The organism is Uliginosibacterium sediminicola (assembly GCF_039631295.1).
GTDB classification, from domain to species: Bacteria; Pseudomonadota; Gammaproteobacteria; order Burkholderiales; family Rhodocyclaceae; genus Viridibacterium; species Viridibacterium sediminicola.
The window spans coordinates 498484-523859 of the sequence record NZ_JBDIVE010000001.1 but is presented as its reverse complement, the minus strand read 5'-3'; the positions used below and the strand labels follow the sequence as shown (position 1 = coordinate 523859).

The 25376-nt window shown below is 63.3% G+C and carries 28 protein-coding genes; 15 read left to right on the top strand and 13 right to left on the bottom strand.

What is annotated here, in order from left to right:
* Positions 1–12 precede the first annotated feature (12 nt).
* Complete coding sequence (locus ABDB84_RS02475; RefSeq protein ID WP_345918093.1) at positions 13–1221, bottom strand: efflux RND transporter periplasmic adaptor subunit; 1209 nt, start codon at positions 1219–1221, stop codon at positions 13–15.
* Between the two features lie 192 nt (positions 1222–1413).
* On the opposite strand from ABDB84_RS02475, the gene ABDB84_RS02470 reads away from it, so the two are divergent.
* Both ABDB84_RS02470 and ABDB84_RS02465 read left to right on the top strand, forming a co-directional pair.
* On the top strand, positions 1414–2100 hold the full coding sequence (locus tag ABDB84_RS02470; protein WP_345918092.1) for a response regulator transcription factor: 687 nt from the start codon (positions 1414–1416) through the stop codon (positions 2098–2100).
* Complete coding sequence (locus ABDB84_RS02465; protein WP_345918091.1) at positions 2097–3410, top strand: sensor histidine kinase; 1314 nt, start codon at positions 2097–2099, stop codon at positions 3408–3410. The genes ABDB84_RS02470 and ABDB84_RS02465 overlap by 4 nt, the downstream gene beginning before the upstream one ends.
* 7 nt (positions 3411–3417) lie before the next feature.
* Here ABDB84_RS02465 and ABDB84_RS02460 read toward each other — a convergent pair whose 3' ends face one another.
* Together ABDB84_RS02460 and ABDB84_RS02455 are read right to left on the bottom strand one after the other, a co-directional pair.
* A complete protein-coding gene (locus ABDB84_RS02460) occupies positions 3418–4035 on the bottom strand; it encodes a phosphatase PAP2 family protein (protein ID WP_345918090.1) in 618 nt (205 codons plus the stop codon).
* A gap of 113 nt (positions 4036–4148) precedes the next feature.
* Positions 4149–4502, bottom strand: a complete 354-nt coding sequence (locus ABDB84_RS02455) for a FlxA-like family protein (RefSeq protein ID WP_345918089.1) — start codon at positions 4500–4502, stop codon at positions 4149–4151.
* 153 nt (positions 4503–4655) lie between these two features.
* Here ABDB84_RS02455 and ABDB84_RS02450 point away from each other — a divergent pair, with 153 nt between their 5' ends.
* The 6 genes from ABDB84_RS02450 (at position 4656) to ABDB84_RS02425 (ending at position 9375) form a co-directional block, all read left to right on the top strand.
* A complete protein-coding gene (locus ABDB84_RS02450) occupies positions 4656–5507 on the top strand; it encodes a sulfurtransferase (protein ID WP_345918088.1) in 852 nt (283 codons plus the stop codon).
* Positions 5508–5720: 213 nt separating this feature from the next.
* Positions 5721–6458, top strand: a complete 738-nt coding sequence (locus tag ABDB84_RS02445) for a FadR/GntR family transcriptional regulator (protein WP_345918087.1) — start codon at positions 5721–5723, stop codon at positions 6456–6458.
* A 20-nt stretch (positions 6459–6478) separates the two neighbouring features.
* A complete protein-coding gene (locus ABDB84_RS02440) occupies positions 6479–7270 on the top strand; it encodes a transporter substrate-binding domain-containing protein (protein ID WP_345918086.1) in 792 nt (263 codons plus the stop codon).
* A 59-nt stretch (positions 7271–7329) separates the two neighbouring features.
* Complete coding sequence (locus ABDB84_RS02435) at positions 7330–8001, top strand: amino acid ABC transporter permease (protein ID WP_345918085.1); 672 nt, start codon at positions 7330–7332, stop codon at positions 7999–8001.
* Positions 7998–8666, top strand: a complete 669-nt coding sequence (locus tag ABDB84_RS02430; RefSeq protein ID WP_428715060.1) for an amino acid ABC transporter permease — start codon at positions 7998–8000, stop codon at positions 8664–8666. Before ABDB84_RS02435 ends, ABDB84_RS02430 begins: the two co-directional genes overlap by 4 nt.
* Entirely contained in the window at positions 8641–9375 is a 735-nt protein-coding gene (locus tag ABDB84_RS02425; protein ID WP_345918084.1) for an amino acid ABC transporter ATP-binding protein, read from the top strand. Before ABDB84_RS02430 ends, ABDB84_RS02425 begins: the two co-directional genes overlap by 26 nt.
* Here ABDB84_RS02425 and ABDB84_RS02420 read toward each other — a convergent pair.
* The 8 genes from ABDB84_RS02420 to ABDB84_RS02385 all read right to left on the bottom strand — a co-directional run bounded on the left by ABDB84_RS02420 (position 9372) and on the right by ABDB84_RS02385 (position 15808).
* Positions 9372–10733: an ATP-binding protein gene (locus tag ABDB84_RS02420; protein WP_345918083.1), complete on the bottom strand. Its 1362-nt coding sequence runs from the start codon at positions 10731–10733 to the stop codon at positions 9372–9374. The genes ABDB84_RS02425 and ABDB84_RS02420 overlap by 4 nt on opposite strands.
* Positions 10726–11409, bottom strand: coding sequence for a response regulator (locus ABDB84_RS02415; RefSeq protein WP_345918082.1), 684 nt, complete (start codon positions 11407–11409; stop codon positions 10726–10728). Before ABDB84_RS02415 ends, ABDB84_RS02420 begins: the two co-directional genes overlap by 8 nt.
* Before the next feature lie 55 nt (positions 11410–11464).
* Complete coding sequence (locus tag ABDB84_RS02410; protein ID WP_345918081.1) at positions 11465–12145, bottom strand: cytochrome b/b6 domain-containing protein; 681 nt, start codon at positions 12143–12145, stop codon at positions 11465–11467.
* An 11-nt stretch (positions 12146–12156) separates the two neighbouring features.
* Positions 12157–12618, bottom strand: coding sequence for a diheme cytochrome c (locus ABDB84_RS02405; RefSeq protein WP_345918080.1), 462 nt, complete (start codon positions 12616–12618; stop codon positions 12157–12159).
* 10 nt (positions 12619–12628) lie between these two features.
* Complete coding sequence (locus ABDB84_RS02400) at positions 12629–13051, bottom strand: DUF1924 domain-containing protein (protein ID WP_345918079.1); 423 nt, start codon at positions 13049–13051, stop codon at positions 12629–12631.
* 69 nt (positions 13052–13120) lie between these two features.
* Positions 13121–13852, bottom strand: coding sequence for a TetR/AcrR family transcriptional regulator (locus ABDB84_RS02395; RefSeq protein ID WP_345918078.1), 732 nt, complete (start codon positions 13850–13852; stop codon positions 13121–13123).
* Entirely contained in the window at positions 13839–15029 is a 1191-nt protein-coding gene (locus ABDB84_RS02390; RefSeq protein ID WP_345918077.1) for an amidase, read from the bottom strand. The genes ABDB84_RS02395 and ABDB84_RS02390 overlap by 14 nt, the downstream gene beginning before the upstream one ends.
* On the bottom strand, positions 15026–15808 hold the full coding sequence (locus ABDB84_RS02385) for a cysteine hydrolase family protein (RefSeq protein ID WP_345918076.1): 783 nt from the start codon (positions 15806–15808) through the stop codon (positions 15026–15028). Before ABDB84_RS02385 ends, ABDB84_RS02390 begins: the two co-directional genes overlap by 4 nt.
* Positions 15809–16078: 270 nt before the next feature.
* On the opposite strand from ABDB84_RS02385, the gene ABDB84_RS02380 reads away from it, so the two are divergent.
* Genes ABDB84_RS02380 through ABDB84_RS02365 form a run of 4 tightly spaced genes read left to right on the top strand, consistent with a single transcriptional unit; the run spans position 16079 to position 20659 of the window.
* On the top strand, positions 16079–17056 hold the full coding sequence (locus ABDB84_RS02380) for a BMP family protein (protein WP_345918075.1): 978 nt from the start codon (positions 16079–16081) through the stop codon (positions 17054–17056).
* Positions 17057–17082: 26 nt separating this feature from the next.
* Positions 17083–18654, top strand: a complete 1572-nt coding sequence (locus ABDB84_RS02375) for an ABC transporter ATP-binding protein (RefSeq protein ID WP_345918074.1) — start codon at positions 17083–17085, stop codon at positions 18652–18654.
* Positions 18651–19745, top strand: coding sequence for an ABC transporter permease (locus ABDB84_RS02370; RefSeq protein WP_345918073.1), 1095 nt, complete (start codon positions 18651–18653; stop codon positions 19743–19745). The genes ABDB84_RS02375 and ABDB84_RS02370 overlap by 4 nt, the downstream gene beginning before the upstream one ends.
* Positions 19742–20659, top strand: a complete 918-nt coding sequence (locus ABDB84_RS02365) for an ABC transporter permease (protein ID WP_345918072.1) — start codon at positions 19742–19744, stop codon at positions 20657–20659. Before ABDB84_RS02370 ends, ABDB84_RS02365 begins: the two co-directional genes overlap by 4 nt.
* Positions 20660–20668: 9 nt before the next feature.
* Here ABDB84_RS02365 and ABDB84_RS02360 read toward each other — a convergent pair whose 3' ends face one another.
* Complete coding sequence (locus ABDB84_RS02360; RefSeq protein ID WP_345918071.1) at positions 20669–21076, bottom strand: VOC family protein; 408 nt, start codon at positions 21074–21076, stop codon at positions 20669–20671.
* Positions 21073–21735, bottom strand: a complete 663-nt coding sequence (locus ABDB84_RS02355; RefSeq protein WP_345918070.1) for a TetR/AcrR family transcriptional regulator — start codon at positions 21733–21735, stop codon at positions 21073–21075. Before ABDB84_RS02355 ends, ABDB84_RS02360 begins: the two co-directional genes overlap by 4 nt.
* Before the next feature lie 129 nt (positions 21736–21864).
* Between ABDB84_RS02355 and ABDB84_RS02350 the strand changes: the two genes are divergently transcribed.
* The 3 genes from ABDB84_RS02350 (at position 21865) to ABDB84_RS02340 (ending at position 25041) form a co-directional block, all read left to right on the top strand.
* The gene (locus tag ABDB84_RS02350; protein WP_345918069.1) at positions 21865–23163 is read left to right on the top strand and encodes an MFS transporter; all 1299 of its coding nucleotides are present in this window, start codon (positions 21865–21867) and stop codon (positions 23161–23163) included.
* 193 nt (positions 23164–23356) lie between these two features.
* Positions 23357–24283, top strand: coding sequence for an ABC transporter ATP-binding protein (locus ABDB84_RS02345; RefSeq protein WP_345918068.1), 927 nt, complete (start codon positions 23357–23359; stop codon positions 24281–24283).
* Positions 24280–25041 carry an ABC transporter permease gene (locus ABDB84_RS02340; RefSeq protein WP_345918067.1) on the top strand — a complete coding sequence of 254 codons (762 nt, stop codon included), beginning with the start codon at positions 24280–24282 and terminating at the stop codon, positions 25039–25041. Before ABDB84_RS02345 ends, ABDB84_RS02340 begins: the two co-directional genes overlap by 4 nt.
* The last annotated feature ends 335 nt before the right edge of the window (positions 25042–25376 follow it).

The window sequence follows — 25376 nt, the reverse complement described above, 5'->3', positions numbered from 1 at the left end:
CGCGGTGCCTGCTTACATCATCGGCGGCGGGCCGGGCCGCCGCGTGCTGCTGGTGCTCAGCGTGGTACTGCCTTCGCTCAGCACGATGCGTTCGCCTTCCTGCAAGCCATCGAGCACTTCGGCGCTAAGCTTGTTGTTGAGGCCAATGTGCACTTTGCGCGGCTGCGCGCGGCCTTCGCGATCCACCACGCTGACCGTGTAAGCACCCTGAGCGTCACGTTCGCCCAGTGCGGTGGCCGGAATGCTCAAGACCCCTTTGGCTTGCGCCAGCACGATGTGGACCTCGGTAGTCATCGAGATGCGCAAGGTGCCGTCGGGGTTGGGCACATCGAGCAGGCCGTTGTAGTAAATGGCCGTCGACGAGGTGCTGGTGGTGGTCGTGGTTGTACTGGTGCTGGCGGAGTCGCTGATCGAAGAGGGCGCCGGCTCGATGGCGCGAATGGTGCTGCGATAGCGTGTCTGCGGATCTCCCAGGATGCTGAAATACACCGCCTGGCCTGGCTTGACGCGCGGTACGTCGGCCTCGCTGATTTCGGCCTTGACGGTGACCTTGTCCATGCGCGCCAGAATGATGATCGTTGGCGTGCTCTGGCTGGCGTTTACCGTCTGCCCTTCCTTGTTGATGATGGCGACCACCGTGCCATCCATCGGCGCGGTGATGCGCGTATAGCCCAGGGTCAGGCGGGCGGTATCGACCGTGATCTTGGCCTGGGTGATCTGCGCTTTGAGCGCGGCAATATCGGCCTGCGTGGTCGCCAGGTTGGCTTCGGCCTCTTCGTAGGCTTCGCGTGTGCTGGCATTGGCGGCGAGCATCTCGCTCTGGCGCTTGAGCGCCAGCTCGTACTGGCGTAGAAGTGCCTGCTTGGCACCTAGCTGTGCCTCGCTGTTCTGCAAGGCGGCCTCGGCATTGCGCAGGGAGTTCTGCTGGGTCAGCGAATCGATCTCGGCCACCAGCTGGCCCTGCTTGACGGTATCGCCCAGCGCGACCTTGAGCGATTTGATCTGGCCGGACGCCTGTGCACCGACATTGACCTGGCGATAGGACTGGATGGTGCCGGTGGCAATCACCGAATCCTCGATATCGCTGCGGCTGACCGTAGCGGTGACATAGGGTGGCGGCGGTGGCGGTGCAAAGACCGTGCGGTAAAGCAGCGCGCCGACAAGGGCGAGCAACGCGGCGAGGCCGCCGAAAAGCAGGACTTTCTTGCGAGGGAGCTTCATTCTCAAGGCCAGGCAGCAAGGTATGGACAGCCTTCATTCTGATCGGTTGCGCAAGCTTCTGCGGTTAAGGACGGGAAAGGAACATGTAAAGAAAACGTAAAGCCTGCGCTCAGGATGTAAGGACCATGCAAAATTGCGCAGCTGCGCGTAGCAGCAAAACCGCGCGACAGCGGCAGATCAGGGGGAGAGCTGATGGAGATTTTGCTGGTCGACGATGACGTAGGGCTCGGCGAGATGCTCAAGGAATACCTTGAGTCTGAAGGGTTTCGCGTAAGCGTCGCGCTGACGGGCGAGCGCGGCGTCGAGGCAGCGCTGTCCGGACGCTTCGCTGCGGTGATCCTCGATGTGATGCTGCCGCGCATGAGCGGGCTGGATGTCTTGCGTACCCTGCGCCGCTCCAGTGCCTACCTGCCGGTGATCATGCTCACTGCCAAAGGCGACAACGTCGAACGCGTGCTGGGACTGGAAATGGGCGCCGATGATTACCTGCCCAAGCCCTGCTATCCGCGTGAGTTGCTGGCGCGTTTGCGCGCCGTATTGCGGCGCTCGCGCAGCCAGGACGCGCCGCCGCCCGATGAGCTGGTGTTGGGCCTGCTCAGTCTGCACAGCGCGCAGCATCGCGTCAGCTGGGGCGGGCAAAACGTGGAACTCACCGCATCGGAATTTCAGCTGCTGGAGTTGTTGCTGCGCGCCGCTGGACGGGTGCTGAGCAAGGACGAGCTGTGCGAGCAGGTATTGCGGCGCAAGCGCGAAGCCTATGACCGCAGCATCGATGTGCACGTCAGCAATCTGCGCCTGAAGCTGCAGGCGGCCGGTGCCACGGCAGTGCAGATCGAGACGGTGCGCGGTATCGGCTACCGGCTGGAGCTGAGCACATGAAGCGGCGCCTGTTCTGGAAGATTCTTTTTGCCTTCTGGCTGACCTTCCTGTTGATTACCGAGGGCGTATGGCTGCTGCTGATCTTCATCGATGCGCCGCACAAGCCGCGTGAATCACGGCTGGAGCAGTTGCAGGCGGGCTATGTGCTCGATGCCGCGAGTAGTGCCTTGCACTTTGGCGGCGAGGCTGGCCTGCAGGCGCTGTTGCAAACCTGGCCGGCGACGCGTCGTGCGCAGTTGCAGCGCGTGCCGCTGTCACAGGCCTTGCCGGCGAGGGCCTTTGCACGCGAGGTGAGCTTGCCGGACGGCAGCCGCCAGCGTCTGCAGTATCAGCCCGACATTCGTGAAATGCTGGGTCCATTGCCGGGGCCGTTCGATTTCCCGCCGCCGATGCTGTGGCTCTGCGCGGTATTCGGCTTGCTGTTCAGCGCTGCGCTGGCCTGGCATCTGACGCGGCCGGTACAGGTGCTGCGCGCAGGCTTTGCGCGTCTGGCCAAGGGCGAGTTTGCGACACGTCTGCAGCCGGGCATGGGCGGACGGCGTGACGAGATCGCTGATCTGGCCGCTGACTTTGACAGCATGGCGACGCAGCTGGAGCAGCTGGTCAGGTCGCGCGAGCAGCTGCTGCACGATGTCTCACATGAGCTGCGTTCGCCGCTGGCGCGTCTGCATGTGGCAGCCGAGCTGGCACGCAGCCAGCCGCAGCGCGTCGAAGAGACGCTGGCGCGCATCGAGGCAGAGGCTCATCGCCTGGACGAGCTGGTTGGCAGCCTGCTGGCTTTGTCGCGTATTGAAAGCGGCGCACCGGTGCTGGACGATTACTTCGATCTGGCAGGCCTGGTTCTGCATGTGATCAGCGATGCGCGCTTCGAGGCGCTGCGCTCGGGTGTGCAGATTGCGACCAATTTGGAAGACAATGGCATCACACAGGAATGGCCAATCCTGCGTGGTAGCACCGAGCTGATGCGTCGCTCACTCGACAATCTGCTGCGCAATGCCCTGCGCTTTTCCTCGGCCGCGCAATGCGTGCGCGTCGATTTGACTATGGATGCAGCGGCTGACGAGCTGGTGCTGGAGGTCAGTGACCAAGGGCCCGGGGTGGCGCCTGATGTGCTGGAGCACATTTTCGAGCCCTTTGTGCGTGGTGAGAGTGGTAGCACCGGCTTTGGCCTGGGCTTGTCCATCGTGCGCCGCGCGATCATCGCCCATGGCGGCCGCGTCAGCGCGCGCAATGGCGATAGCGGTGGCCTCAGCGTCTGTGTACGTCTGCCCTGCGCGGGGCGTTCGCAAGCTGCGGCGCTCAGTGCTTGAACGGCACTTAGCTCGTGCAACACAGATTGCTGCGCAACCAGGGTACGGCGCTGCGCAACAGTTCTTCGCCCGGAAAACTCAAACCGTAGCTGAGCAGGCACACCGGCAGCAGGAACAGCATGACGCCGGCCTGGCGCAGCGGTGCCGGTGGTTGGCGCAGATAGGCGAAGGCGAAGAGGGCTACGGACAGCAGCCCGAGTCCGCTGCCGAGCAGGACCTCGGGCACGGAATGGGCCTCGATCTGCACGCGCGATACGGCGATGGCCACGATCAGCGCGGCGGCGCCCAGTATGCCGAGCATGCCCAGGACATTGCGCTGGCGCGCCCAGAACAGGCAGGCACACAGACCGTAAAAGCTGCTCGACATGCAGGCATGGCCACTGGGCGAGACGATGCTGCTGCCCAGGCGCTCGCCCACACACATGAAAAACAGTTTGAGTGCGATGATGCCCAGCGTTGCCATCAGCATGCTGCGCCCGAACAGCCAGGCTGCGCGCGCTGATTCGACGCGCCAGAGCACGATCAACAGCGCGCAGCTGAGCGGTACGATCATGCCGCTCTCACCCATGTCGGTGAGCCAGCTCAGATAATCGAAGTGCAGGAAGTCGATGAAGCTCGGTGTCACGTGGCTGGCGCACGCCAGCACGGCGCCCGGTCAACAGAATGGCCATCAGCCTACAGGGCAGCTGTGCGCTTGTGAAGCGCTTTGCCGCCCGTATCGATGGCTGCGCACCGATCTCAGGCCAGTTCGTCGACGTAGTTGCCCAGCGCCGAGGTGTTGTTGGCGCTCTTGCTGGCAGTCTGCTTTTCGGCCACCTTTTCTTGCGCAGCACGTTGTTGCGCCTGGGCACGGGCTTGCGCTTCCTGCTCCCTGAGCTGTGCAATCTGCGCCTGGATGGCATCGATCTGCTTTTGCAGCGCTTCGGCCTTTTTCGTATTGGCCTCGCTGGTTTCCTCTTTTTCGAGGTCGGACAGTTCCTTTTTCAAGGTTTTGAGCTGTTTTTCCAGGGTCTTGATCTGGCTGCTGCTGTCGCTGCTACTGCTGGCGCTGATACTGCTACTGCTGGTACTTGAAGAGACTGAGGTAACCATGAGCTGACTCCATTTAGAATTGTCCGGCGGCCGGGGCGAGTACTGTGTTGATGTTTGCGTCAACGACGCGCGCAGCGTGAATTTGTGTGAGCCCGGCGTAAAGTTGGGTAAAAGCAGCGGCGTTGCATAGTTTTTCCATTGGTGAGGTCTGTCATGCAAAGTTCAGTCAGTCCCTTGTTGTCCGTGGCGGCCTTGCAGGCGCTGCCTTCAGCGCAGTACTGCTTGGTGGATGTGCGCCACGATCTGCAGGCGCCCGAGGCCGGGCGTGCGGCGTATCTGGCCGGGCATATTCCCGGCGCGCGCTTCCTGCATCTGGATGAAGATCTCTCCGGACCCAAAACAGGGCGCAATGGCCGCCACCCGCTGCCTGATCCTGATCTGTTTGTCGCGCGTCTGGCTGCGCAAGGCATAGCCACGGAGACCCATGTGATCGCCTACGATGCGCAAGGCGGCATGTATGCCGCACGCTTGTGGTGGATGCTGCGCTGGCTCGGTCATGAAGCGGTGAGCGTGCTCGATGGCGGCTGGCAAGCCTGGCTGGCGGCGGGCGGTGCGCTGCAGGCGGGGCCTGCCGCGGACCTTGCCCCGGCATCGTTCCAGCGTCGGGCGCCCCTGGTCAGGACGCGCTCGGTCAGTGAGGTGCTGGCCAATCTGCACGCCGCCGCAGAGCTGGTGGTCGATGCGCGTGCGCCGGATCGCTTCCGTGGCGAAAACGAAACCCTCGACGCGCAGGCCGGGCACATTCCCGGGGCGCGCAACCGCTTCTTCAAAGACAATCTGGCGGCAGACGGCCTGTTCAAGCCGCCCGCCCAGTTGCGCAGTGAATGGCTGGCGGTGCTGGGCGACTATGCACCTGAAGCGGTCATCGGCCAGTGTGGCTCGGGGGTCACGGCTTGCCACAACCTGCTGGCGATGGAGGTGGCGGGCCTTTCCGGTGCAGCGCTCTACCCCGGTTCATGGAGCGAGTGGAGCAGCGATGCAGCGCGCCCAGTAGCGCGTGATTGAGCGCCTTGCGCGGCTGCATTCTTGCACCCGGATAGTGCGCATGGTGCTTGCGGACGCTTTGGGTGGCGCGTGTTGCGGTGTTCATGTGGGAAACGCAAAGCCTTTTACAGCAATGGCTTAGAAGTATTTTCGGCGGATTTTTGAAGTTCTGGCATAGCTGATGCTCTAGCTGGTCTGACCGGTCCAACCAGTGGACCGCCTGACCGCTTGAAGATGCCGAAAATTTCCAGCACTGCTGCCCGCGCTTTGCAACGCCAGATCCAGGAAGGACAGTTCGCCCGTGGCGCGATGCTGCCGGGTCAGCGCGCGCTCGCCGCCTCGCTGGGCATCAGCCGCAGCGCCCTGCGTGAGGCCGTGTCCACGCTGGAGGCGCTAGGCATGCTGCACATCCAGCCGGGCAAGGGCGTTTTCGTCACCGACGGCGCCGGGCGCGCCACGGCCGAACTACCCAACTCGCCGATGTTCGACGATCCACAGGTCGTCTTCCAGTTTCGCGCCATCGTCGAGCCCGGCGCAGCAGCGCTGGCCGCGCAATCTGCGCAAGCAGCTGATCTGCAGCGCCTGAGCGAGATCCAGCAGGCGATGGAAGAAGCGCTGCGCCGCCCGGATCTGCTCGCCGCCTCGGAGGCGGACCTGGCCTTCCATCTGGCGATTGCCGAGATTGCCGGCAATGCCATGCTGGCCAGCGTCATTCACTCGCTCGAAGCGCCCATCGCACACAGCCTGCGCCTGCCCTTTGCCGATCCGGACAGCGAATGGATGCCTGCGCATGAGCATCGCGCCGTGCTGGAGGCGGTCATCGCCCACGACACCGCAGCCGCCCATCGTTTGATGCGTCTGCATATTGCCAGCGCCGCGGCGCGCGTCGGTCTGAAGCTGGAACTCCCCTTGCTGGAGTCTTCGGCTCCGGGCAGCGCGCCGCACATTTCGATTACCCCCCTTACTGCATGAGTTTTCACAGGAGCCTGACCATGAACCGTCGTCATCTTTTCCGTTTTTCTGCAATTGCCGCGCTGAGCCTGGCCATGCTCGGCGCCAGCGTGGCGCAAGCCGATGTGCTGGCTGACGTCAAGAAGGCCGGCGTGCTGCGCGTGGCCGTGCCGCAGGATTTCCCGCCCTTCGGTACGGTGGGCAGCGACATGAAGCCCAAGGGCTACGACATCGACATGGGCGCGCTGATCGCCAAGGATCTGGGCGTCAAGCTGGAGCTGATTCCGGTTTCCAGCGCCAACCGCATCCCCTTCGTCACCACCGGCAAGGCTGACATCGTCATCTCCAGCCTGGGCAAGAATCCGGACCGCGAAAAGGTGATCGACTTCTCGGCGGCCTACGCACCTTTCTACAACGGCGTGTTCGGACCGGCTGACGTCAAGGTGGCGGCGGCGGCGGATCTCGCCGGCAAGACCATCGCCGTGACGCGTGGTTCGGTCGAAGATCTGGAGCTGAGCAAGATCGCGCCGCCGACGGCCGTCATCAAGCGCTTCGAAGACAACAACTCGACCATCTCGGCCTATCTCTCCGGTCAGACCCAGCTGGCGGCAACCGGCAATGTGGTCGCTGCCTCGCTCAACGAGCTGACTCGTCTGCGTCCGCTGACACCGAAGTTCCTGATCAAGAACTCGCCCTGTTATGTCGGCGTCAACAAGGGTGAAGCCGCGCTGCTGGAGAAGGTCAACGAGTCCATCGCCAAGGCCAAGAAGAGTGGCGCGCTCAACGAAATCGCCAAGAAGTGGCTGCACAACCCGCTGCCGGCTGATCTGTAAGCCAGCACTCCGAGCGCCTGCTGCGGCAGGCGCCCCTGTGTCTTCATGAAGGAGCCGGCATGGCTTATCACTTCGATTTCGCGGCAGTCTTGCCGTATTCCGGCCAGCTCCTGAGCGGCGCGGTGCACACCCTTGGCCTGACCGCCGTGGGTGCCAGCCTCGGCGTCAGCCTGGGGGTCTGCGGCGCGGTGTCGCGGGCCTGGCGGCTGAAGCCGTTCAATACCTTGTTCGGGGTGTATGTGGAGCTGATCCGCAACACGCCTTTCCTCGTCCAGCTGTTCTTCATCTTTTTCGGCTTGCCTGCCCTGGGCGTCAAGCTCGATGAGTGGACGGCGGCGATCATTGCCATGGTGGTCAATCTGGGCGCTTATTCCACCGAGATCATCCGCGCCGGCATCCAGGCCGTGCCGCGTGGTCAGCTCGAAGCGGCTGCATCGCTGGCGATGACGCGCCGGCAGGTGTTCTTCCATATCGTGCTGCGGCCGTCGCTGCAAAAGGTTTGGCCGGCGCTGACCAGCCAGATTGTCATTGTCATGCTCGGCTCCTCGGTGTGTTCGCAGATCTCGGCCGAAGAACTCACCTTTGCCGCGAACTTCATCCAGTCGCGCAACTTCCGCGCCTTCGAGACCTATATCACCGTGGCCATCATGTACCTGTTTCTGGCTTTCGGCGTGCGCTGGCTGCTCAACCGCTTGGGTGATCGCTTTGTTGCCCGGAGGGTCGCCAAATGATGAATGAATTCACGCTGTGGGACATCATCCGCAACCTCGGCACAGGCGCTGCATGGACCATCGGTTTGTCGCTGACGGCTTTCGTGCTGGGCGGGATCGCCGGGCTGCTGGTGCTGGCCGCACGGATCAGCCACAAGCCCTGGCTGCGTAAGAGCATGCGTGGCTACATCGAGCTGTTTCAGGGCACGCCCTTGCTGCTGCAGCTGTTCCTGATCTTCTTCGGCATCGCCTTGCTCGGCATCGATGTGCCGCCCTGGCTTGCTGCGGCCCTGGGGCTGACGCTGTTCACCAGCGCCTACCTGGCCGAAATCTGGCGCGGTTGTGTCGAAGCGATTCCGAAAGGCCAGTGGGAGGCCTCGGCCAGCCTGGCCATGACCTGGGTGGAGCAGATGCGCTACGTGGTCCTGCCGCAGGCGCTGCGCATCGCGGTGGCGCCGACGGTGGGCTTCTCGGTGCAGGTGGTCAAGGGCACGGCGGTGACCTCGATCATCGGTTTTGCCGAGCTGACCAAGACCGGTTCGATGCTCTCCAACGCAACCTTCAAACCCTTCCTGGTCTATGGCCTGGTGGCGCTGGGTTACTTCATTCTCTGCTATCCGCTGTCGCTCTATGCGGCAAGTCTCGAAAGGAAATTCCATCATGCCAACGCCCCTGGTTCGCATTGACGCGGTTCATAAGCATTTCGGCAACAACCACGTCCTCAAGGGGATCGATCTGCGTATCCAGCAGGGCGACGTGGTGGCCATCATCGGTCGCAGCGGCTCGGGCAAGAGCACCTTGCTGCGCTCGATCAACGGGCTGGAAACCATCGACGATGGTCTCATCGAAGTCGACGGCGAGCGCTTGCGCGCCGGCCAGACCGATCTGCGCGCACTGCGCCAGAAGGTCGGCATGATCTTCCAGCAGTTCAACCTGTTCCCGCATCTGACGGTTGGCCAGAACGTCATGCTGGCGCCACAGGTGGTGAAGAAGACTGCGCCTGCCGATTGCGAGGCGATTGCGCGTGCGATGCTGCTCAAGGTCGGCCTGGCCGAGAAGTTCGACGCCTTCCCCGATCAGCTCTCCGGTGGTCAGCAACAGCGGGTGGCGATTGCCCGTGCGCTGGCGATGCAACCCAAAGTGCTGCTCTGTGACGAGATCACCTCGGCGCTCGACCCCGAGCTGGTCAACGAAGTGCTGGCGGTGGTCAAGCAGCTGGCCGCCGAAGGTATGACCCTGATCATGGTGACGCACGAGATGCGCTTTGCGCGTGATGTCGGCAACAAGCTGGTGTTCATGTACCAGGGCAAGGTGCATGAGAGCGGCGATCCGAAAGAGCTGTTCGCCAATCCCAAAACGCCTGAGCTGCAGAGCTTCATTGCTGCGGTGAATTAACTGCTGCTTGCGCGACGCTCCGCTGTCCGGGGGCGTCGCGGCAAGTGCGTGCGCACCAACAGGCCACGTCCTTGAGGGCCAGCATGCAGGCTGATCTGTCCGCCGTGCAGCTGCGCAATGCTTTGTGCGATGGAAAGGCCCAATCCGCTGCCGGATTGACCGCTGCCAAGCACGCGATGAAAGCGGTCGAACACGCGTTCGCGCTGATCGGGCGGTATGCCCGGGCCGCTGTCACACACATCAATCAGCAGCTGCATGTCTTCGGCATGCACGCAGACGCTGATCTCGCTGCCCGGCGGGCTATAGCGGATCGCGTTGTCGAGCAGGTTGCGCAGCAGGATGCGGATCAAGCCCGGCTGTACGCAAAGAGTGAACTCCTCGCCGTCTTCCAGCGCAATCTCGCCATCCTTGGCGATGGCCGTCGCGGCGATGTCGGCGATGGATTCGGCAAGCAGTGCGCGTATTGCCGTCTCTTCCAGCACTGGTGTCGCATCGGCATCAAGGCGGGCCAGCGTCAGCAATTGCTCGATGAGGCGCGTTGCCTGGTCACTGCCTTGCACCACTTGCCGCAGCGCGTGCTGCTGCTGGTTGGTGTCGGTGCTGAGCGAAGCGACCTGCGCTTGCGCGCGGATCGCCGCCAAGGGGGTCCGCAGCTCGTGAGCCGCATCTGCGGTGAAGCGCTGCGTGTTAGCCAGGGATTCGGCAATGCGCGCAAACAGCAGATTGAGCTGCGAGAGCAGCGGGCGCACTTCGGTCGGCGCTCCGTGCAGTTCGACGGCGTCGAGCTGTTGCGGATCACGACGTGCGATGTCCGCTGTCACGTGATCAAGCGGGCGCAGCCCGAGCCGCACGGCCAGCCACAGCAGCAGCGCCAGCAAGGGTAGGGCTATCAGCATGGGCTTGAGCAGGTGCTCGATCATCTCGCGCAGCAGATGGTCACGTGTGGCGATCTGTTCGCCCACCTGGATCAGGTTTTCGTGCTCTCTGTCCCAGGCGCTGAATACGCGCCAGCGCACGCCGCCAATGTTGCGCTCGGAAAAGCCTTCTGCAGGCGTGCCAAGCTGTTCGTCAGGTGCATTGGCCGAATGCACGCCCAGTGTTTCTCCATGCCGCCAGATCTGGAAGCTGACACTGCGCGCGTACTTGTGCAGCTCGGGTGCATGGTCGGTGTCGACTTCGTCGAGCTCGACGCCCGATTGCACCGTCAGCAGCGAGACCGCCTGCGCCAGATGCGCATCGAGCAGCTGGCGCATCTCGGCGCTTGCGTCCTGATAGCTGACGGCCAGCGTGCCCAGCCAGATCACGCCTAGCGCCAGTACGCAGAGCAGGACGATGCGGCGTTTGAGCGAATCAAGCATGGCTGTCAGTCGCGGCTGTATCGCGCGGCAGCAGATAGCCCACGCCGCGGATGGTGCGGATGCAGCCTGCGCCAAGCTTGCGCCGCAGGTGATGAACAAAGACTTCGATGGTGTTGCTCTCCACTTCGTCGCCCCAGGCGTAAAGCTGCTGTTCGAGTTGCGCTTTGCTCATCACGCGGCCGGCATTGAGTAGCAGTGCGTGGAGGCGTGAGAACTCGCGCGCGGACAAGCTGACCTCTTGCCCGCCTTGCGTGACGCTGCGCGTGGCCGGATCCAGGCATACGCTGCCCGCGTGCAAGGCTGCGCTGGCACCACCGGCACTGCGCCGCAGCAGGGCACGCAGGCGTGCCGCCAGCTCGCCCATGTCGAAAGGTTTGACGAGGTAATCGTCGGCGCCGCAGTCGAGACCGCGAATGCGATCATCGACGCTGTCACGTGCTGTGAGGATGATCACGGGAATGCACGCGCCACGGCTGCGCAGGCCTTGCAGCACCTCCAGCCCGCTGCGTCGCGGCAAACCCAGATCGAGCACGAGGGCCGCGAATTCCTCGCTGCACAGTGCGCTGTCGGCGGCGACGCCGTCCTGCACCCAGTCGACGCTGTAGCCGGCCTGCCGCAAGCTGACCTGAACGGCGTCACCAAGTAGTGGATGATCTTCAACCAGCAGAATGCGCATGAATGTCCGGTTCCGATTGTCGTACACACCTTAGCAGATGGTCATGCAGCAGGTTTCAATCGTCGTCATCACCGCTGTCGGACTGTGCCGTGGTAAAGGCCTGTAGTACGCCCGGCTGCGTCCAGGCATAGCCGACCCAGAAACCCAGCACGGCCAGCAGCAGCAACACACCGACGGCACGCCGGGTGCCACGGATGCCCTCGCCAGCGGTGCCGCGCTTGTATCCGGTAAGCATGGCGCGGGCAAGATTCTCGCGATGCAGGTAGCTGCTGAGCACTACGCCGGCAATATGTACGCCGACCAGGGCGAGCATGCAATTGGCGATGACCGCGTGCACATCGCCGATCCATTCCGGGCCAATATCGTTGTAGGCGAGCAGCCCCAGCGTGACGGTGGCGAGACCGCCGACGAGCATCAGCACAATCGCCAGCGCGCCTGCCGGGTTGTGGCCGGCGTGATGTTCGGGCTGATTCTTGCGCAGCGATTGCAGATAGCTTTTGATGCGCGCCGGGCCGGTCACGAAGGAAGCGAAGCGTGCATGACGTGTGCCGATCAGGCCCCATAGCACACGAAAGACAATCAGCCCCAGCAGGGTGTAGCCGAACATGACGTGGACCGCGCGCCAGTGCTCACCTTCCGAAGTGAGATAGGCGCCGGTGAAGGATAGCGCGAGGGACCAATGGAAGACGCGCGTGGGTAAATCCCAGACGTGGATGCGCGATGTTTCTGTGCTCATGGAGTGACTCCTTAACGGGGAATGTGGATCTGGTGTTCGTTGAAGCGGCCTTGCTCAGCCTGGCTGTGGCAGGCCGCGCAATTGCTGGCTTGCTTGATGCTGGCGCGCTGCCATACGGCGGCGCCAACTTCGTCATGCTCGCGTTTAAACCAGGCTGTCTCGGTGATGCGTTGGGTCGGCTTGCCAGCGGGCGTCAGGCGCTCGCGTGTGGCGGCGTTGTGCTGCAGATAGCTTTCAATGCTGCTGCGCGTCTGGGCGTCGAGGCTGGCATCGTTGCCGAAATGTTTGTTGAGGCTCGTCATCAGCTGATGCCAGGCGCTGGCGTCGAGCAGGCGCGGCGGAAAGGCCACGTGGCAGCTACCGCATTCCTGCTGGAACTGTGGATTGAGTGGCGCGCGGCTACCGCCTTCGGCACGCGCAGACACAGATACGAGTAGTGCGGCAATCAGCGCAGCGAATGTTGTGGCATGCATGCTGATGTCCTTAGCGGCTGTTGATCAGGAAAACCACGACGTCGGCCTTTTCGCCGGGCGTGCATTCGCGCCCGACAACATCCTTGCAATTGCGCGTGATCCACTTCTCAACCTTGGCCGGCTGCGTCAGGCGCTCGGCATTGGCCGCCACGGCCATCGGCTGGATGGTTTTGCCGGTGACGATATGTTGGCCCGTGGCGGCGGGATTATCGGTATGGCAGCTGGAGCACGACCAGTCATGGCCGTGCTTGTTGCGGAAGAACACGCCGCCGCGCGCGGCGGACGCAGCGAATGCCGGCGTCTGGCTGCGGGCAGCGGTTTCGTAGCTGGAGAGAATCTGCTGCGGGGTTTCGGCCAGTGCCGGCGAAATGGCACTGGCCAGTACGGACACCATGCAAGCGGTGCGCAGGACTGCGCTGACAAGTGATGACATGCTGTGCTCCTGAGTAGGTCGAACACAGCATGCAGGCTGCGCCTTAACGCCGCCTTAAGGGCAGGAGGGTCAGGCTTTGCGTTTGACGCGTTTGACGCGCTTGGCGGGCGTTGCCGGTGGCATCAGGAAGCTGATCAGGATCTGGTGCATCTGTTCGCGATGATCCGCTTGCCAGCTGCTGGTGAACAGGTCTTCGCGGAAGATGTGCGAGAGCGTGAAGCCGTGTGACTTGCCGTAGTCGACCACGCTGACCATGGTGACGTAGAGGTGCAGTGGGTCGATGCCGCGTCGGAAAGTCTTGTTGGCTTCGCCGCGCTTGAGCAGCTTGCGCAGGAGTTCGAGCACCGGTGAAGCCATCTGTGGAATGCGCGTCGAGCGCTTGAGGTGCTGCGCGCGGTTGAGGTTTTCGAAGGCCAGCAGCTGCTGCAGCTCGGGGTGTTTGAGAAAGTGGTTGTCGATGAAGTCGAACATCGACAGGATGCCATCGAGTGGATCGACATCGTCGAAGTCGAGCTGCAATTCCTCGTGGCGCAGTTGCGCCAGCACTTCCTCCAGCACGCAGACATACAGCGCATCCTTGCCGCCGAAGTAGTGGTAGAGCATGCGGATATTGGTCTTGGCGCGGCGTGCGATGGTGTCGGTGCGCGCGCCGCTGAAACCCTTGGCGGCGAATTCCGCAATCGCTGCGCGCAGGATGCTGGCGCGCGTCTTGGCGGGGTCGCGCCGCACGCGCGCAGCAGGCTTGTCTGCCTTTTTCGCGACAGCTTTTGTATTTGCAGCGGGTTTCTCAGTTTTGGGCATCTCGTCTCTTGAGCTGGCCGGTGGCGTGCAGGCTGCAGTATGCCATCAGGGATTCATCGCTGCCCGCTGCGCCGATGATCGACAGACCCAGCGGCAGGCCCGCAATATTACCTAATGGCAGCGATATTTGCGGCAGGCCGGCGTGACCGGCGATGCTGCCCAGTGTCAGCGCACGCGTGTAGAACTGTGTGAGGGCCTCGCCATCGCTGTGCAAGGGTAGTGCCGGGCAGGGCGAACTGGGGACGAGCACGGCATGACCCGGCAGCAATAGTTGAGACAGGCGCGCGGCTTGTGCGACGCGCCAGCGCTGCCAGTGCGCCACTTCATCCGCTTCGATCGCCGCCAACCCCGCAAAGCGCGGTGCAATGTTTGGGCCGAACTGCGGCGTGTAAGTGGCGGTCCATTCTCCCAGGCTGTCGCGGATTTCTGCGCCTTGTAAAATCTGGTAAGCGCGCAGCCAGTCGGCATCGCGCCCGCCGAAAATCTCGATGGTTTCGCTTGCGCCCAGCTGGGCCGCGAGGCTCAGCAAGTGGCTGGCACAGGCCGGATCAAGCAGCGCGAAGGCGTCGCTGGCGATATGCAGTTGCAGCGCCTGCGGCGCTTGCGGCGCGTCGAGCAGCACGGCGCCGACGCGCGCCAGCGTGCTCGCATCGCGCGCAAACCAGCCTACCGTATCAAAACTCGGCGCAAAGGGAATCACCCCGTCGAGCGAGACGCGGCCGTGCGTCGGGCGCATGCCATAGAGGCCACAGAATGAGGCGGGCACACGCACCGATCCACCGGTGTCGGTGCCCAGTGCGAAGTCGGCCAGCTCGGCGGCGACGGCGACGGCCGAGCCGCTGGACGAGCCACCGGGCAGGCAGTGCGTGGCGCGCGGATTGCGTGGCGTGCCGTAGTGCGCATTGTCACCTTCGAGGCTGAAGGCCAGTTCGTCGCTGATCGTCTTGCCGACCAGGCGCGCTCCCGCAGCACGCAGCCTGCGCACGGATTCGGCGTCCTTTGGTGCAGGCGCGTGGCTGGCGGCCCAGTCCGGATTGCCGCCCCCCGTGACGCTGCCGCCGATGTCGATCAGATCCTTGACGGCGAAGCTCAGGCCATCGAGCGCGCCACTTGAGGTGGGCGCACGCTCGCAACGCGGGCCGGGCATGAAGGCGCCGAAATCATCGCGCACCGTCATTTGAGCGCATCCAGCAGGCGAGTTGAATCGGTGACGAAGCCGAAGCACTTCTTGACGTTCCAGATCGTCGCTTCTGTACAGAAGGCCGGCGAGCTGGTGGCGCAGCAGTCTTCGACGAGGATGCAGCCATAGCCGAGAAAATTCGCATCGGTCAGCGAATGCAGCACGCACTGATCGGTATTGACGCCAGCGAAGAGAATCGAGCGCACGCCCAGATTGCGCAGGATGCTGTCGAGCGGCGTGTCCCAGAAACCGCTGATGCGGTATTTGTCGACGCAGATGTCGCCGGGTAGCGGCGCGAGTTCGTCGACCACGGCAGCCGCCCAGGAGTCCTTCTGCAGCACGGGCGCGCCATTGGCGGGCAGCGGATCGCCCAGACCGATGCCGCTGCCCTTGGGTTTGTAGAGATGAATCTGGTTGGGCGGCATATTGGCCAGGTCCGGCCGGTTGCCCCAATTCACCCAGATCACCGGTACCTGTGCCGCACGCAGCGCTGGCAACAGCTTCTGCAGCGGCTCAATTGGCGCACGGTCGGCGCGGTAGTCGCCGCCGATGGCATCCACCCAGCCATCCTGCGTGCAGAAGTCGTTCTGCATGTCGATGACGATGATCGCCGAGCGCTGCAAGTCGATCACCACATCCTGAGGTGCCGCATTGATGCGCAGCGCTCGCGGCGCCGGCAGCGGCATGGCCATGTCCACCACCTGTTCATCGGCCTTCCAGTGGTAGCTGGGGCTGATGCCAAGCTGGCCTGCGGTCGGGCTGTCCTGTGTACTCATCTTGCGATCTCCATTGCGGTGTTGCCGCTTCTCTTGGGGCACGCCATGCACGTCGGCGGTGCTGTGGCGCCCCAAGCTGGGTGTCTCTCGCGGCGGGTTCAGAGACATCAAAAAAACTGTGCGATTCACACAAGGCGCATGCCCATTGGTCTGCCGCGCGACGCATTGCATATTTGCGCGCTTTGGCACCCTTATTGCATTCACGGCCCTGTCGAATGTAGTAACTGATTAATTACAAGTTGTCTCACCCCACAAGCGAAAGGAATGCCAATGTTTCACTTCTCTTCTTCGCGCCGTGCTTCGCTGATCCTGGCTGCGCTCGGCTGTACCTTGCTGGCCCAGGGCGCGCAGGCGGCTGATCCGCTGACCGTCGGTGTCTTGATTCCCGGCTCCAAGTCGGACAAGGGCTGGATGGAATCGGGTTTCGATGGCCTGACTGCCGCGCAGAAGGAATTCGGCGCCAAGATCAAGGTGCAGATGATCGAGAACATCAACTACGCCGACATGGAGCAGGCGCTCACCAACCTCGCTGGCAAAAATCAGCTGGTGATCGGCGTGGGTGGCCAGACCCAGGCGGCGGTGATGAAGATCGCCAAGCGCTTCCCGAAGACCAAGTTCTCCATCGTAGGCGGCAGCAAGGGTGATGGTTTGCCGAACGTCGCCGGTTACGACGTCAAGCAGGCCGAAATTGCCTTCGTCGCTGGTGCGGCGGCGGCCATGCTGTCGAAGACGGGCGCTGTGAGCTATGTCGGCGGCATGGAGATTCCGTCCATCGTCAACGCTGGCAAGGAGTTCGGCAAGGGCGCGGCCTACATCAATCCGAAGATCAAATACTTCGAGAACTACACCGGTGACTTCGACAATGTCGCCAAGTCCAAGGAAGCAACCCTGGCCGCCATCGCACAGGGCGCCGACGTGCATTACCACATCCTCAACCTCGGCTTGCGTGGCATGGAGCAGGCCGCCAAGGAAAAGGGCACCCACATCATTGGCAGCTACACCGACCGCTGCGGCAGCGATCCGCTGTACATCGCTTACAGCATCACCGGCGTGGGTTTCCAGGTGCAGTACGCGATCAAGGAACTGGTGGCCGGCAAATGGGCGGCGGGTTACAAGCCCTTCGGTCTGGCGATGGGGCCGGCGGCATCCGACATGAAGGTGTGTGGCGCGACGCCGGAGATGAAGAGCAAGCTTGAGCAGATCAAGAAGGACATTCTTGAAGGCAAGATCAAGGTGCTCGAAGGCTGAGTTCCCATCGCGACGGAGTCTTGAAGATGTTCATCCTTCCGGAAGTCGGACAAGCTCCGCCGCCCGTAGCAGCGCCGCCGGCGCTGCTACGTCTGCAGGGCATGAGCAAGCGCTTCGGCAGCCTGCAGGCGCTCGAAGACGTCTCGCTGGAGATTGCCGCGGGCGAAATCCATTGCTTGCTTGGGGAGAACGGCGCGGGCAAGTCCACCCTGTGCAATCTCATTTTCGGTGTCTACCAGGCGGACAGCGGCAGCATGCAGCTCGCTGGCGCTGACTACCGGCCGTCCGGCCCTGCCGATGCTTTGAGCATGCAGGTGGCGATGGTGCACCAGCACTTCAGCCTGGTGCCGGATCTGAGCGTGGTCGACAATCTTCTGCTCGGTCAGGCGCGTGGTGTGCTGCGTCGTAGCGAGTGCGCCGAGCGCGTGCAGGCGCTGTCACAGCGCTTCGGTTTGCAGATCGATCCCTGGCTGCGCATCAGTGATCTGTCGGTCGGCGAGCGGCAGCGTGTCGAGATCATCAAATGCCTGATGCGCGAACCGCGCCTGCTGGTGCTCGATGAACCGACGGCGGTGCTGTTGCCTGACGAGATCGCAGCCTTGCTGGAGGTTTGCCAGCGTGTGGCCGCCGAGGGCTGCGGCGTGGTGTTGGTGACGCACAAGCTGGCCGAGATCCAGAAGGTTGCGCAGCGCGCCACGGTCTTGCGTGGTGGTCGCGTCGCGGCGCGCTCCGAGCAGCCGGCGGCGGATCTCGATGCGCTGGTGCAGGCGATGATCCAGCGCAGCGGCGAAGCCAGGACAAGTCCTGCGGCGCCGAGCTATCAGCGCGAAGCTGCAGGTCAGCCGCGCGCCGAACCGGCTTTGATGATCGACGGCGTGTCGGTCAAGGATGCCGATGGCGTGACCCGTCTCGATAACTTCACCCTCATCGTCGAGCCGGGCGAGATCGTCGCTGTGGCCGGCGTCGAGGGCAATGGCCAGAGCGAGCTGGCGGCAGTCATTTCCGGCATGCGGCCGGCCAGTCAGGGGCGCTTGTTCGTCAAGGGGCGCGAGCTGACCGGGCGCTCACCCCGGCAGATCACCGCCGCCGGTGTCGGTGTAGTGCCCGAGGACCGCCATGCCGTGGGCTGCGTGAGCGGCATGAGCGTGGCTGAAAACCTGTTCCTCGACCGCCTGCATCGTTTCAGCCGTTACGGCTTGCTGGACCGCAAACGCATGCGCGCGGCGGCGCTGGAATTGATGCAGCGCTTTGACGTGCGCGCCGCCAGCCCCGATGTCTCGTTTGCTGGGCTGTCCGGCGGCAATCAACAAAAAGCTGTGCTGGCGCGCGAACTGACCCTCGACGGGCTGAGCTTCCTGCTGGCGGCGCAGCCGACGCGGGGGCTGGATGTCGGCGCCGTGGAGGCGGTCTATGAACACATTCGCGCAGTCTGCGCACAGGGGGTTGGCGTGTTGCTGATTTCTTCGGAACTTGATGAATTGCTCAAGGTGGCCGACCGTGTGGTCGTGCTGTATCGCGGGCGCATTGTTGGCAGCTGCACCGCCGAGCCTGGCGAGCGGGCGCGCATTGGTGCGTGGATGGCGGGGCAGGCAGCATGAGTACGCTGCTCATCAAGCAGCCTGCCGCGCTGCTGGCTTTCCTGAAGGCACGTCCGGCGATGTGGATCGCCTTCCTCGCAGTGGCCGCGGCGCTGCTGATCGGCCTGCTGCTGGTGCATCTGATCGGCGTGCCGATTGGCGATGCCGTGGCTGCCTTCGCCGAAGGCGCCTGGGGTTCGCCGTATGCGATTGCAGCCTCGATCAACCGCAGTCTGGTGTTCGCCTTGGTGGGCCTGGGCTTCGTGCTGGCCGACCGCGCCAATCTGACCAATGTCGGCGGCGAAGGGCAGATTGCCATCGGCGGCATCGTAGCGACGGCGGTGAGTTTGTATGGCCATGTCAGCGACTTGCCGTTCGGCCTCGCATTTCTGCTGCCGCTGCTTGCGGCGAGCCTGGCCGGCGGCCTGTGGGGAGGCCTCGCCGGGGTGCTCAAGGCGCGCGCAGGCACCAATGAGGTGATCGCGACCCTGCTGTTGTCATTCATTGCGGTATGGATGGTGTACGGCAGCGTGCAGTCGGTGGCGCTATTGCGGCAGCCAATGACGCACTCCAATACCCTGCCGGAATCACTGGAAATTCCCGATCCGACCAAGCTCCCGCTGCTCACCGATGACTACAGCATGCCCCTGCACAGTGGCTTGCTGTTTGGCTTTGCGCTCGCCATCGTGGTGGCGCTGGTGCTCAACAAGACGGTGTTCGGCCTGCGCTTGCGTGCGGTCGGGCTCAACCCGCTGGCGGCTCGTCGTGCCGGGATCGCGATCAGCGCCTCGGTGGTTGGCGTGTTATTTGCTGCAGGAGCCCTTGGGGGCTTGGCCGGCGCCTGCATGTTGCAAGGCGAACAATATTCACTCAAAGCCGGTTTTTCCTCGGGCTACGGCTTCGACGGGCTGGTGGTGGGCTTGCTGGCACGCGGGTCGGTCGTCGGGGTGATTGCGGGGGCGCTGCTGTTCGGCTTCCTGCGCTCCGGCGGCATCAACATGGAAATGGTGGCTGCGGTGCCGACTGCTTTGGTGGTGGTGATACAGGGCCTGATCATCGTCATCCTGGCCGGTGCCGCGCTCAGCATGCAGCGTTGGGAGGTCGAACGATGAGTGTCGAAATGGCGGCAGTCTTTATAGGTTCCACCATCCGTCTGGCCGCGCCCTTGATGCTCTCGGCCAGTGGCGAACTGCTCAGCGAGCGTACCGGCGTACTCAATATGAGTGTCGAGGGCATGATGCTCACCGGCGCTTTTGCCGGCGCGGTGGGCGCCTGGGCGACCGGTTCGCCGATGCTGGGCCTGCTCATCGGTGTGGTGGCGGTGATCCCGGTGGCGCTGCTGCAGGCGGTGCTGAGCATCACGCTGCGCGCCAACCAGATCGTCACCGGCATCGGCATCAATATCCTGGTGCTGGGCGCCACGACCCTGGCTTATCGCGAGATTTTCGGCGGCCGTTCGCGTGCCGAGATTCCCGGTCTGGACAAATGGGCTCCGCCGGGCCTGGGTGATATTCCGATCTTCGGCGACCAGGTGTTCCAGCAAGCCTGGTTGCTGTATCTGGGTCTGGCGCTGATTGCCGTGCTGGCCTGGGTGATGCGCTACACCGCGCTGGGGCTGGCCCTGCATTCGGCGGGCAGCGCACCGCGGGCGGTCGACAAATCGGGTTTGTCGGTCAATACCCTGCGCTACGGCGCCGTGCTGTTTACCGGGATGATGTCGGCACTGGCTGGCTGCTTCCTGTCGATTGGCGACATCCACACCTTCACCGAAGGGATGACCAATGGCACCGGCTATCTGGCGATTGCGGCGGTGATCTTCGGCAACTGGAAGATTGGCCGCACGCTGCTGGCCTGCCTGCTGTTCGGCGCAGCGACGGCGCTGCAGTTCCAGCTGCCGGCCATGGGCATCGAAGTGCCCAGCGCTTTGCTGATCATGCTGCCCTATCTGCTCGCCTTGCTCGCCGTCGGCGGCCTGGTCGGGCGGCAGACGGCGCCGGCGGCGCTGACGATTCCCTTCGTGCGCTGATCTATCCGCTCAGCTTTTCACCGGCCCCTTGAACTCGATGATGTTGCCTTCCGGATCGCCGATGTAGATCGACGGTCCGCGTCCTTCTGCGCCGTAGCGCTGGGTGCTGGGGCCGGCTTCGACGCCCAGGTTGCGCAGGTGGGCACGCAAGCTTGCTTCGTCGCAGCTTTCAATGCGCAAGCAGAAGTGATCGAGATTGCGCCCCTCCTTGCCCGGCGCGCAGCCACCTTGCTGGCCGAGCGGCAGATGCACCGCCACTAGATCGATCAAGGCCGAGCCGGCGCGCAGCTGGTAGAGGCCTTGCTCGGGCTCGCTGCGTTCTAGGCTGCAGCCGAGCACCGTGGTGTAGAAGGCGATCATCGCCTCGACATCGACGACGCGTAAGACGATGTGGTCGATGGCGCTGATCTTGATCATGGCGGGCTTTCAGTGGGCGGGCCGCAAGCGGCGTCGAGCATGCATTTCGCGACCTGAGGCAGGGCTTTGATCAGGGCGTGGCCGGGTGTGTAAGTCTGGCTTGCAGCGTAGGCGCCTTCGATCAGCAGCGCCAGCCCGTTGGCGAGTGCCTCGGCATCGGCGGCTTCAGTGTGTCGCGCCAGTTCCTGCAGGCGTGCGATCAGGCGCGACTTGTTGGCCGCGACGGCGAGACGCGCCGGGTGCGCCGGATCGGGAAACTCGACCGCGAAATTGACGAAGGGGCAGCCGCGATAGTCGTGCTGGCTGGCGCGCGCCGACAGATCGATGAAAAACTGCAGCAGCTGCTCACGTGGCTGGCCCGGATGCTTGGCGAGGCTGGCTTCAAAGTAAGCCCAGAATTTCTGCTCGCGGCCAGCGAGGTAATGCAGCAGCAAGGCATCTTTCGACTCGAACTGCCGATACAGGCTCATCTTGTTGACGCCTGCCCGTTTGACGACAGCATCAACGCCAACCGCGCGCGCACCTTCACGATAAAACAGCTCATCCACCGCAGCGAGAATCTGCGCCTGCGCTTCAGCGGCGCGATGGACGACGCGCACCGGTGCGGGCTGTGGATCAGCGGTGGCGGTGGCTTGAGGCTTGCGTTTGGGGGCAGGCATGATGGCAGGCTTGAAGACTATGCTGAAAGCTTGGGGCTGGTTTCTGCTTGACATGTTACTGCCCGGTACATAGCATGACAAGCAATGTTACTGATCGGTAACAAAAGGGCTTAACAGGGAGAAGCCAGTATGCAGATCATTGCCATGTGGGCACGCACGCGCATCGATAAGCGCTTTCACTACGCCTGGGTCGCTGTGGCCGTGAGCTTTCTGGTCATGCTCATCACCGCCGCCACGCGCGCCACGCCGAGCATCATGATGGTGCCGCTGGAGCAGGATTTCGGCTGGACGCGTTCCAGCATCTCCCTGGCGCTGTCGATCAATCTTGCGCTGTTCGGCCTGATGGGGCCATTTGCCGCTGCGGCCATGGAGCGCTTCGGCCTGCGCCGCACCGTGCTCTGCGCGCTGAGTCTGCTGGCGACGGCGGTGGCCCTGTCGAACTTCATGCAGCAGAGCTGGCAGATGTCCGTGCTGTGGGGCGTGATCGTCGGCTGTTCGACCGGCGCCACGGCGATGACGCTCGGGGCGACGGTGGTCAGCCGCTGGTTCAAGGCGCGGCGCGGCCTGGCGATGGGCATATTGACAGCGAGCACGGCCACTGGCCAGCTGATCTTTCTGCCCACGATGGCCAGCATCGTCGCCCAGCACGGCTGGCGGCCGGTGGTGCTGATTGTCGCGGCGGCCATCGCCGTGGTTGTGCTGGTCGCCTTCCTGTTTCTGCCTGAACGCCCGGCCGATCTGGGCCTGCCTCTGTACGGCGAGCCGGACGATGCGCCGCTGGCGCCGCCCGAAGCGCGCAAGAACCTGCTCGCCATCGCTTTTGGTGCGCTGGGCCGCGCCGTCAAGCAACGAGATTTCTGGCTGCTGTTCTTCAGCTTCTTCGTCTGTGGGGCGAGTACCAATGGCTACATCGGCACCCACTTCATTGCCATGTGTGGCGATTACGGGCTCGATCCGGTCAAAGGCGCCAGTATCCTCGCCGCGATGGGCGCGCTCGACCTAGTCGGCACCACCTTGTCAGGCTGGCTCTCCGACCGCTTCAACAACCGCGTGCTGCTGTTCTGGTACTACGGCCTGCGCGGCCTGGCGCTGATCTATCTGCCGTATGCCTTCGGCCTGAGTTACTTCGGCTTGCCGGTGTTCGCGCTGTTCTACGGACTGGACTGGATCGCCACCGTGCCGCCGACCGTGCGCCTCACCAACGATGTGTTCGGCTCACGCGACGCGCCCATCGTCTTCGGCTGGATCGTCGCCGGCCACCAGCTCGGCGCCGCCTTCGCCGCACTGCTCGCCGGTGTGCTGCGCAACAGCCTGGGCAGCTACACCGTGGCGACGATGATCTCCGGCGGTCTCTGTCTAGCCGCGGCGGTGACGGTGTTGCGTATTCATCGGCGCGGCCCGTTGGCGTCGCCTGTTGTCGCAAGCTGACAGGAGCGGATTGGCGCGGACAATGCGTAACCGCAATTCAAGGCGCATATCGCCTTGTGTTGCGGCTGTCCGGCGGCGCTTGATGCTGCGTTGGCGTATCTGTCCATCAGGCTTGAGCGGTACAGTGCCGCTTGTTGAGCTGATGTCGGGTGCGTGCTGGCTTCCTCATCGCGCATCGGTTAAGGTGCCGCACATGCAAGCCATTCTCTCCATCCGCGATCTGTCCAAAACTTACGACAGCGGTTTCCAGGCGCTCAAGCGTGTTGATCTCGACATCCGCAAGGGCGAAATCTTTGCGCTGCTGGGTCCCAATGGTGCCGGCAAGACGACCCTGATCGGCAGTGTCTGTGGTCTGGTGCGGCCTAGTACGGGCAGCGTGACGGTTGGCGGCCACGACATCGTGCGCGACTACCGCGCAGCGCGCGCCCTGATCGGCCTGGTGCCGCAGGAGCTGACCACCGATGCCTTCGAGACCGTGTGGGGCGCGGTGACGTTTTCGCGCGGCCTGTTCGGCAAGGCGCCACGGCCCGAGTACCTGGAGCAAATCCTGCGTGACCTCTCGCTGTGGGAGAAGAAAGACAGCCGGATCATGGCTTTGTCTGGCGGCATGAAGCGCCGTCTGCTGATTGCCAAGGCGCTGTCGCACGAGCCGCAGGTGCTGTTCCTCGACGAGCCGACGGCGGGCGTCGATGTCAGCTTGCGCCAGGATATGTGGGCGCTGGTGCGGCGCCTGCAGCAAAGCGGCGTGACCATCATCCTGACCACGCATTACATCGAGGAAGCCGAGGAGATGGCCGACCGCATCGGCGTGATCAATCGCGGCGAGATCATCCTCGTCGAAGACAAGATCGAACTGATGCGCAAGCTCGGCAAGAAGCAGATGACGCTGCAGCTGCCGGCGCGGCTGGCGGCGATTCCGCCCGCGCTGGCGGGCTGGAATCTGGCCTTGTCGGCGGACGGGCATGAGCTGATCTACACCTACGACGCCAAGGACGACGGCAGCCGCATCGCCAGCGTGCTGGCTGATCTTGCCGCCGCCGGTGTGGCCTACAAGGATCTGCAGACCTCGCAGAGCTCGCTCGAAGACATCTTTGTCAGCCTGTTGCGGGAGGCCGCATGAACATCCACGCCATCCGCGCGATCTACCGTTTCGAAATGGCGCGCACGCGGCGCACTCTGGTGCAGAGCATTGTCTCGCCGGTGATTTCCACCTCGCTGTACTTCGTGGTCTTTGGCGCGGCCATCGGTTCGCGCATCCAGACCGTAGGCGAAGTGAGCTACGGCGCCTTCATCGTGCCGGGGCTAATCATGCTGTCCCTGCTCACGCAGAGCATTTCCAATGCCTCGTTCGGCATCTACTTTCCGAAATTCAGCGGCACCATCTACGAGCTGCTCTCGGCGCCGGTCTCGGGTTTCGAGGCGGTGCTGGCCTATGTCGGCGCGGCGGCGAGCAAATCGATCATCCTCGGGCTCACCATCCTAGCGACGGCGGCGCTGTTCGTGCCGCTGCACATCGTGCATCCGGTGTGGATGCTGCTGTTCCTGCTGCTGACGGCGGTCACCTTCAGCTTGCTGGGCTTCATCATCGGCATCTGGGCCGATGGTTTCGAGAAGCTGCAGCTGGTGCCGATGCTGATCATCACGCCGCTGACCTTTCTGGGCGGCAGCTTCTACTCCATCGATATGTTGCCGCCGCTGTGGCAGAAAATCAGCCTGTTCAACCCGGTGGTGTACCTGATCAGCGGCTTTCGCTGGAGCTTTTTCGGCGTCGGCGATGTCAGCGTAGGCATCAGTCTGGGCGTCACCCTGGTCTTCCTGCTGGCGGCCATGGCGGTGGTGACGTGGATGTTCCGCAGCGGTTACAAGCTCAAAAATTGAGCGTATAGAAAATTTTGAGTGCAATAAACCCCTGATCTGGCGCATAATTACGCGCCCCCGACTCGGCCGATTCCGCCGTTTTGGCCATGTATCGGGGTAAAAGCGTGGAGGCGAATGGCTTTTGGCCAGGCTTTGGCTGAGCGAGAGAGCCATTTGCCGGACAAAATACAAGTTGTCATCGCCTCGTATGCAAAGCCGCGCTACATTGGCGGACCTCGCATGAAGAATTGATCGGCGGTGGGCGGGTGTGGGCAGTGTTGCCACCATCCAGCAGCAATGCACGCCCAGGCAATTTCAAGGCAACCCCCATCGCAGCAATACAAACCAGATCTGGA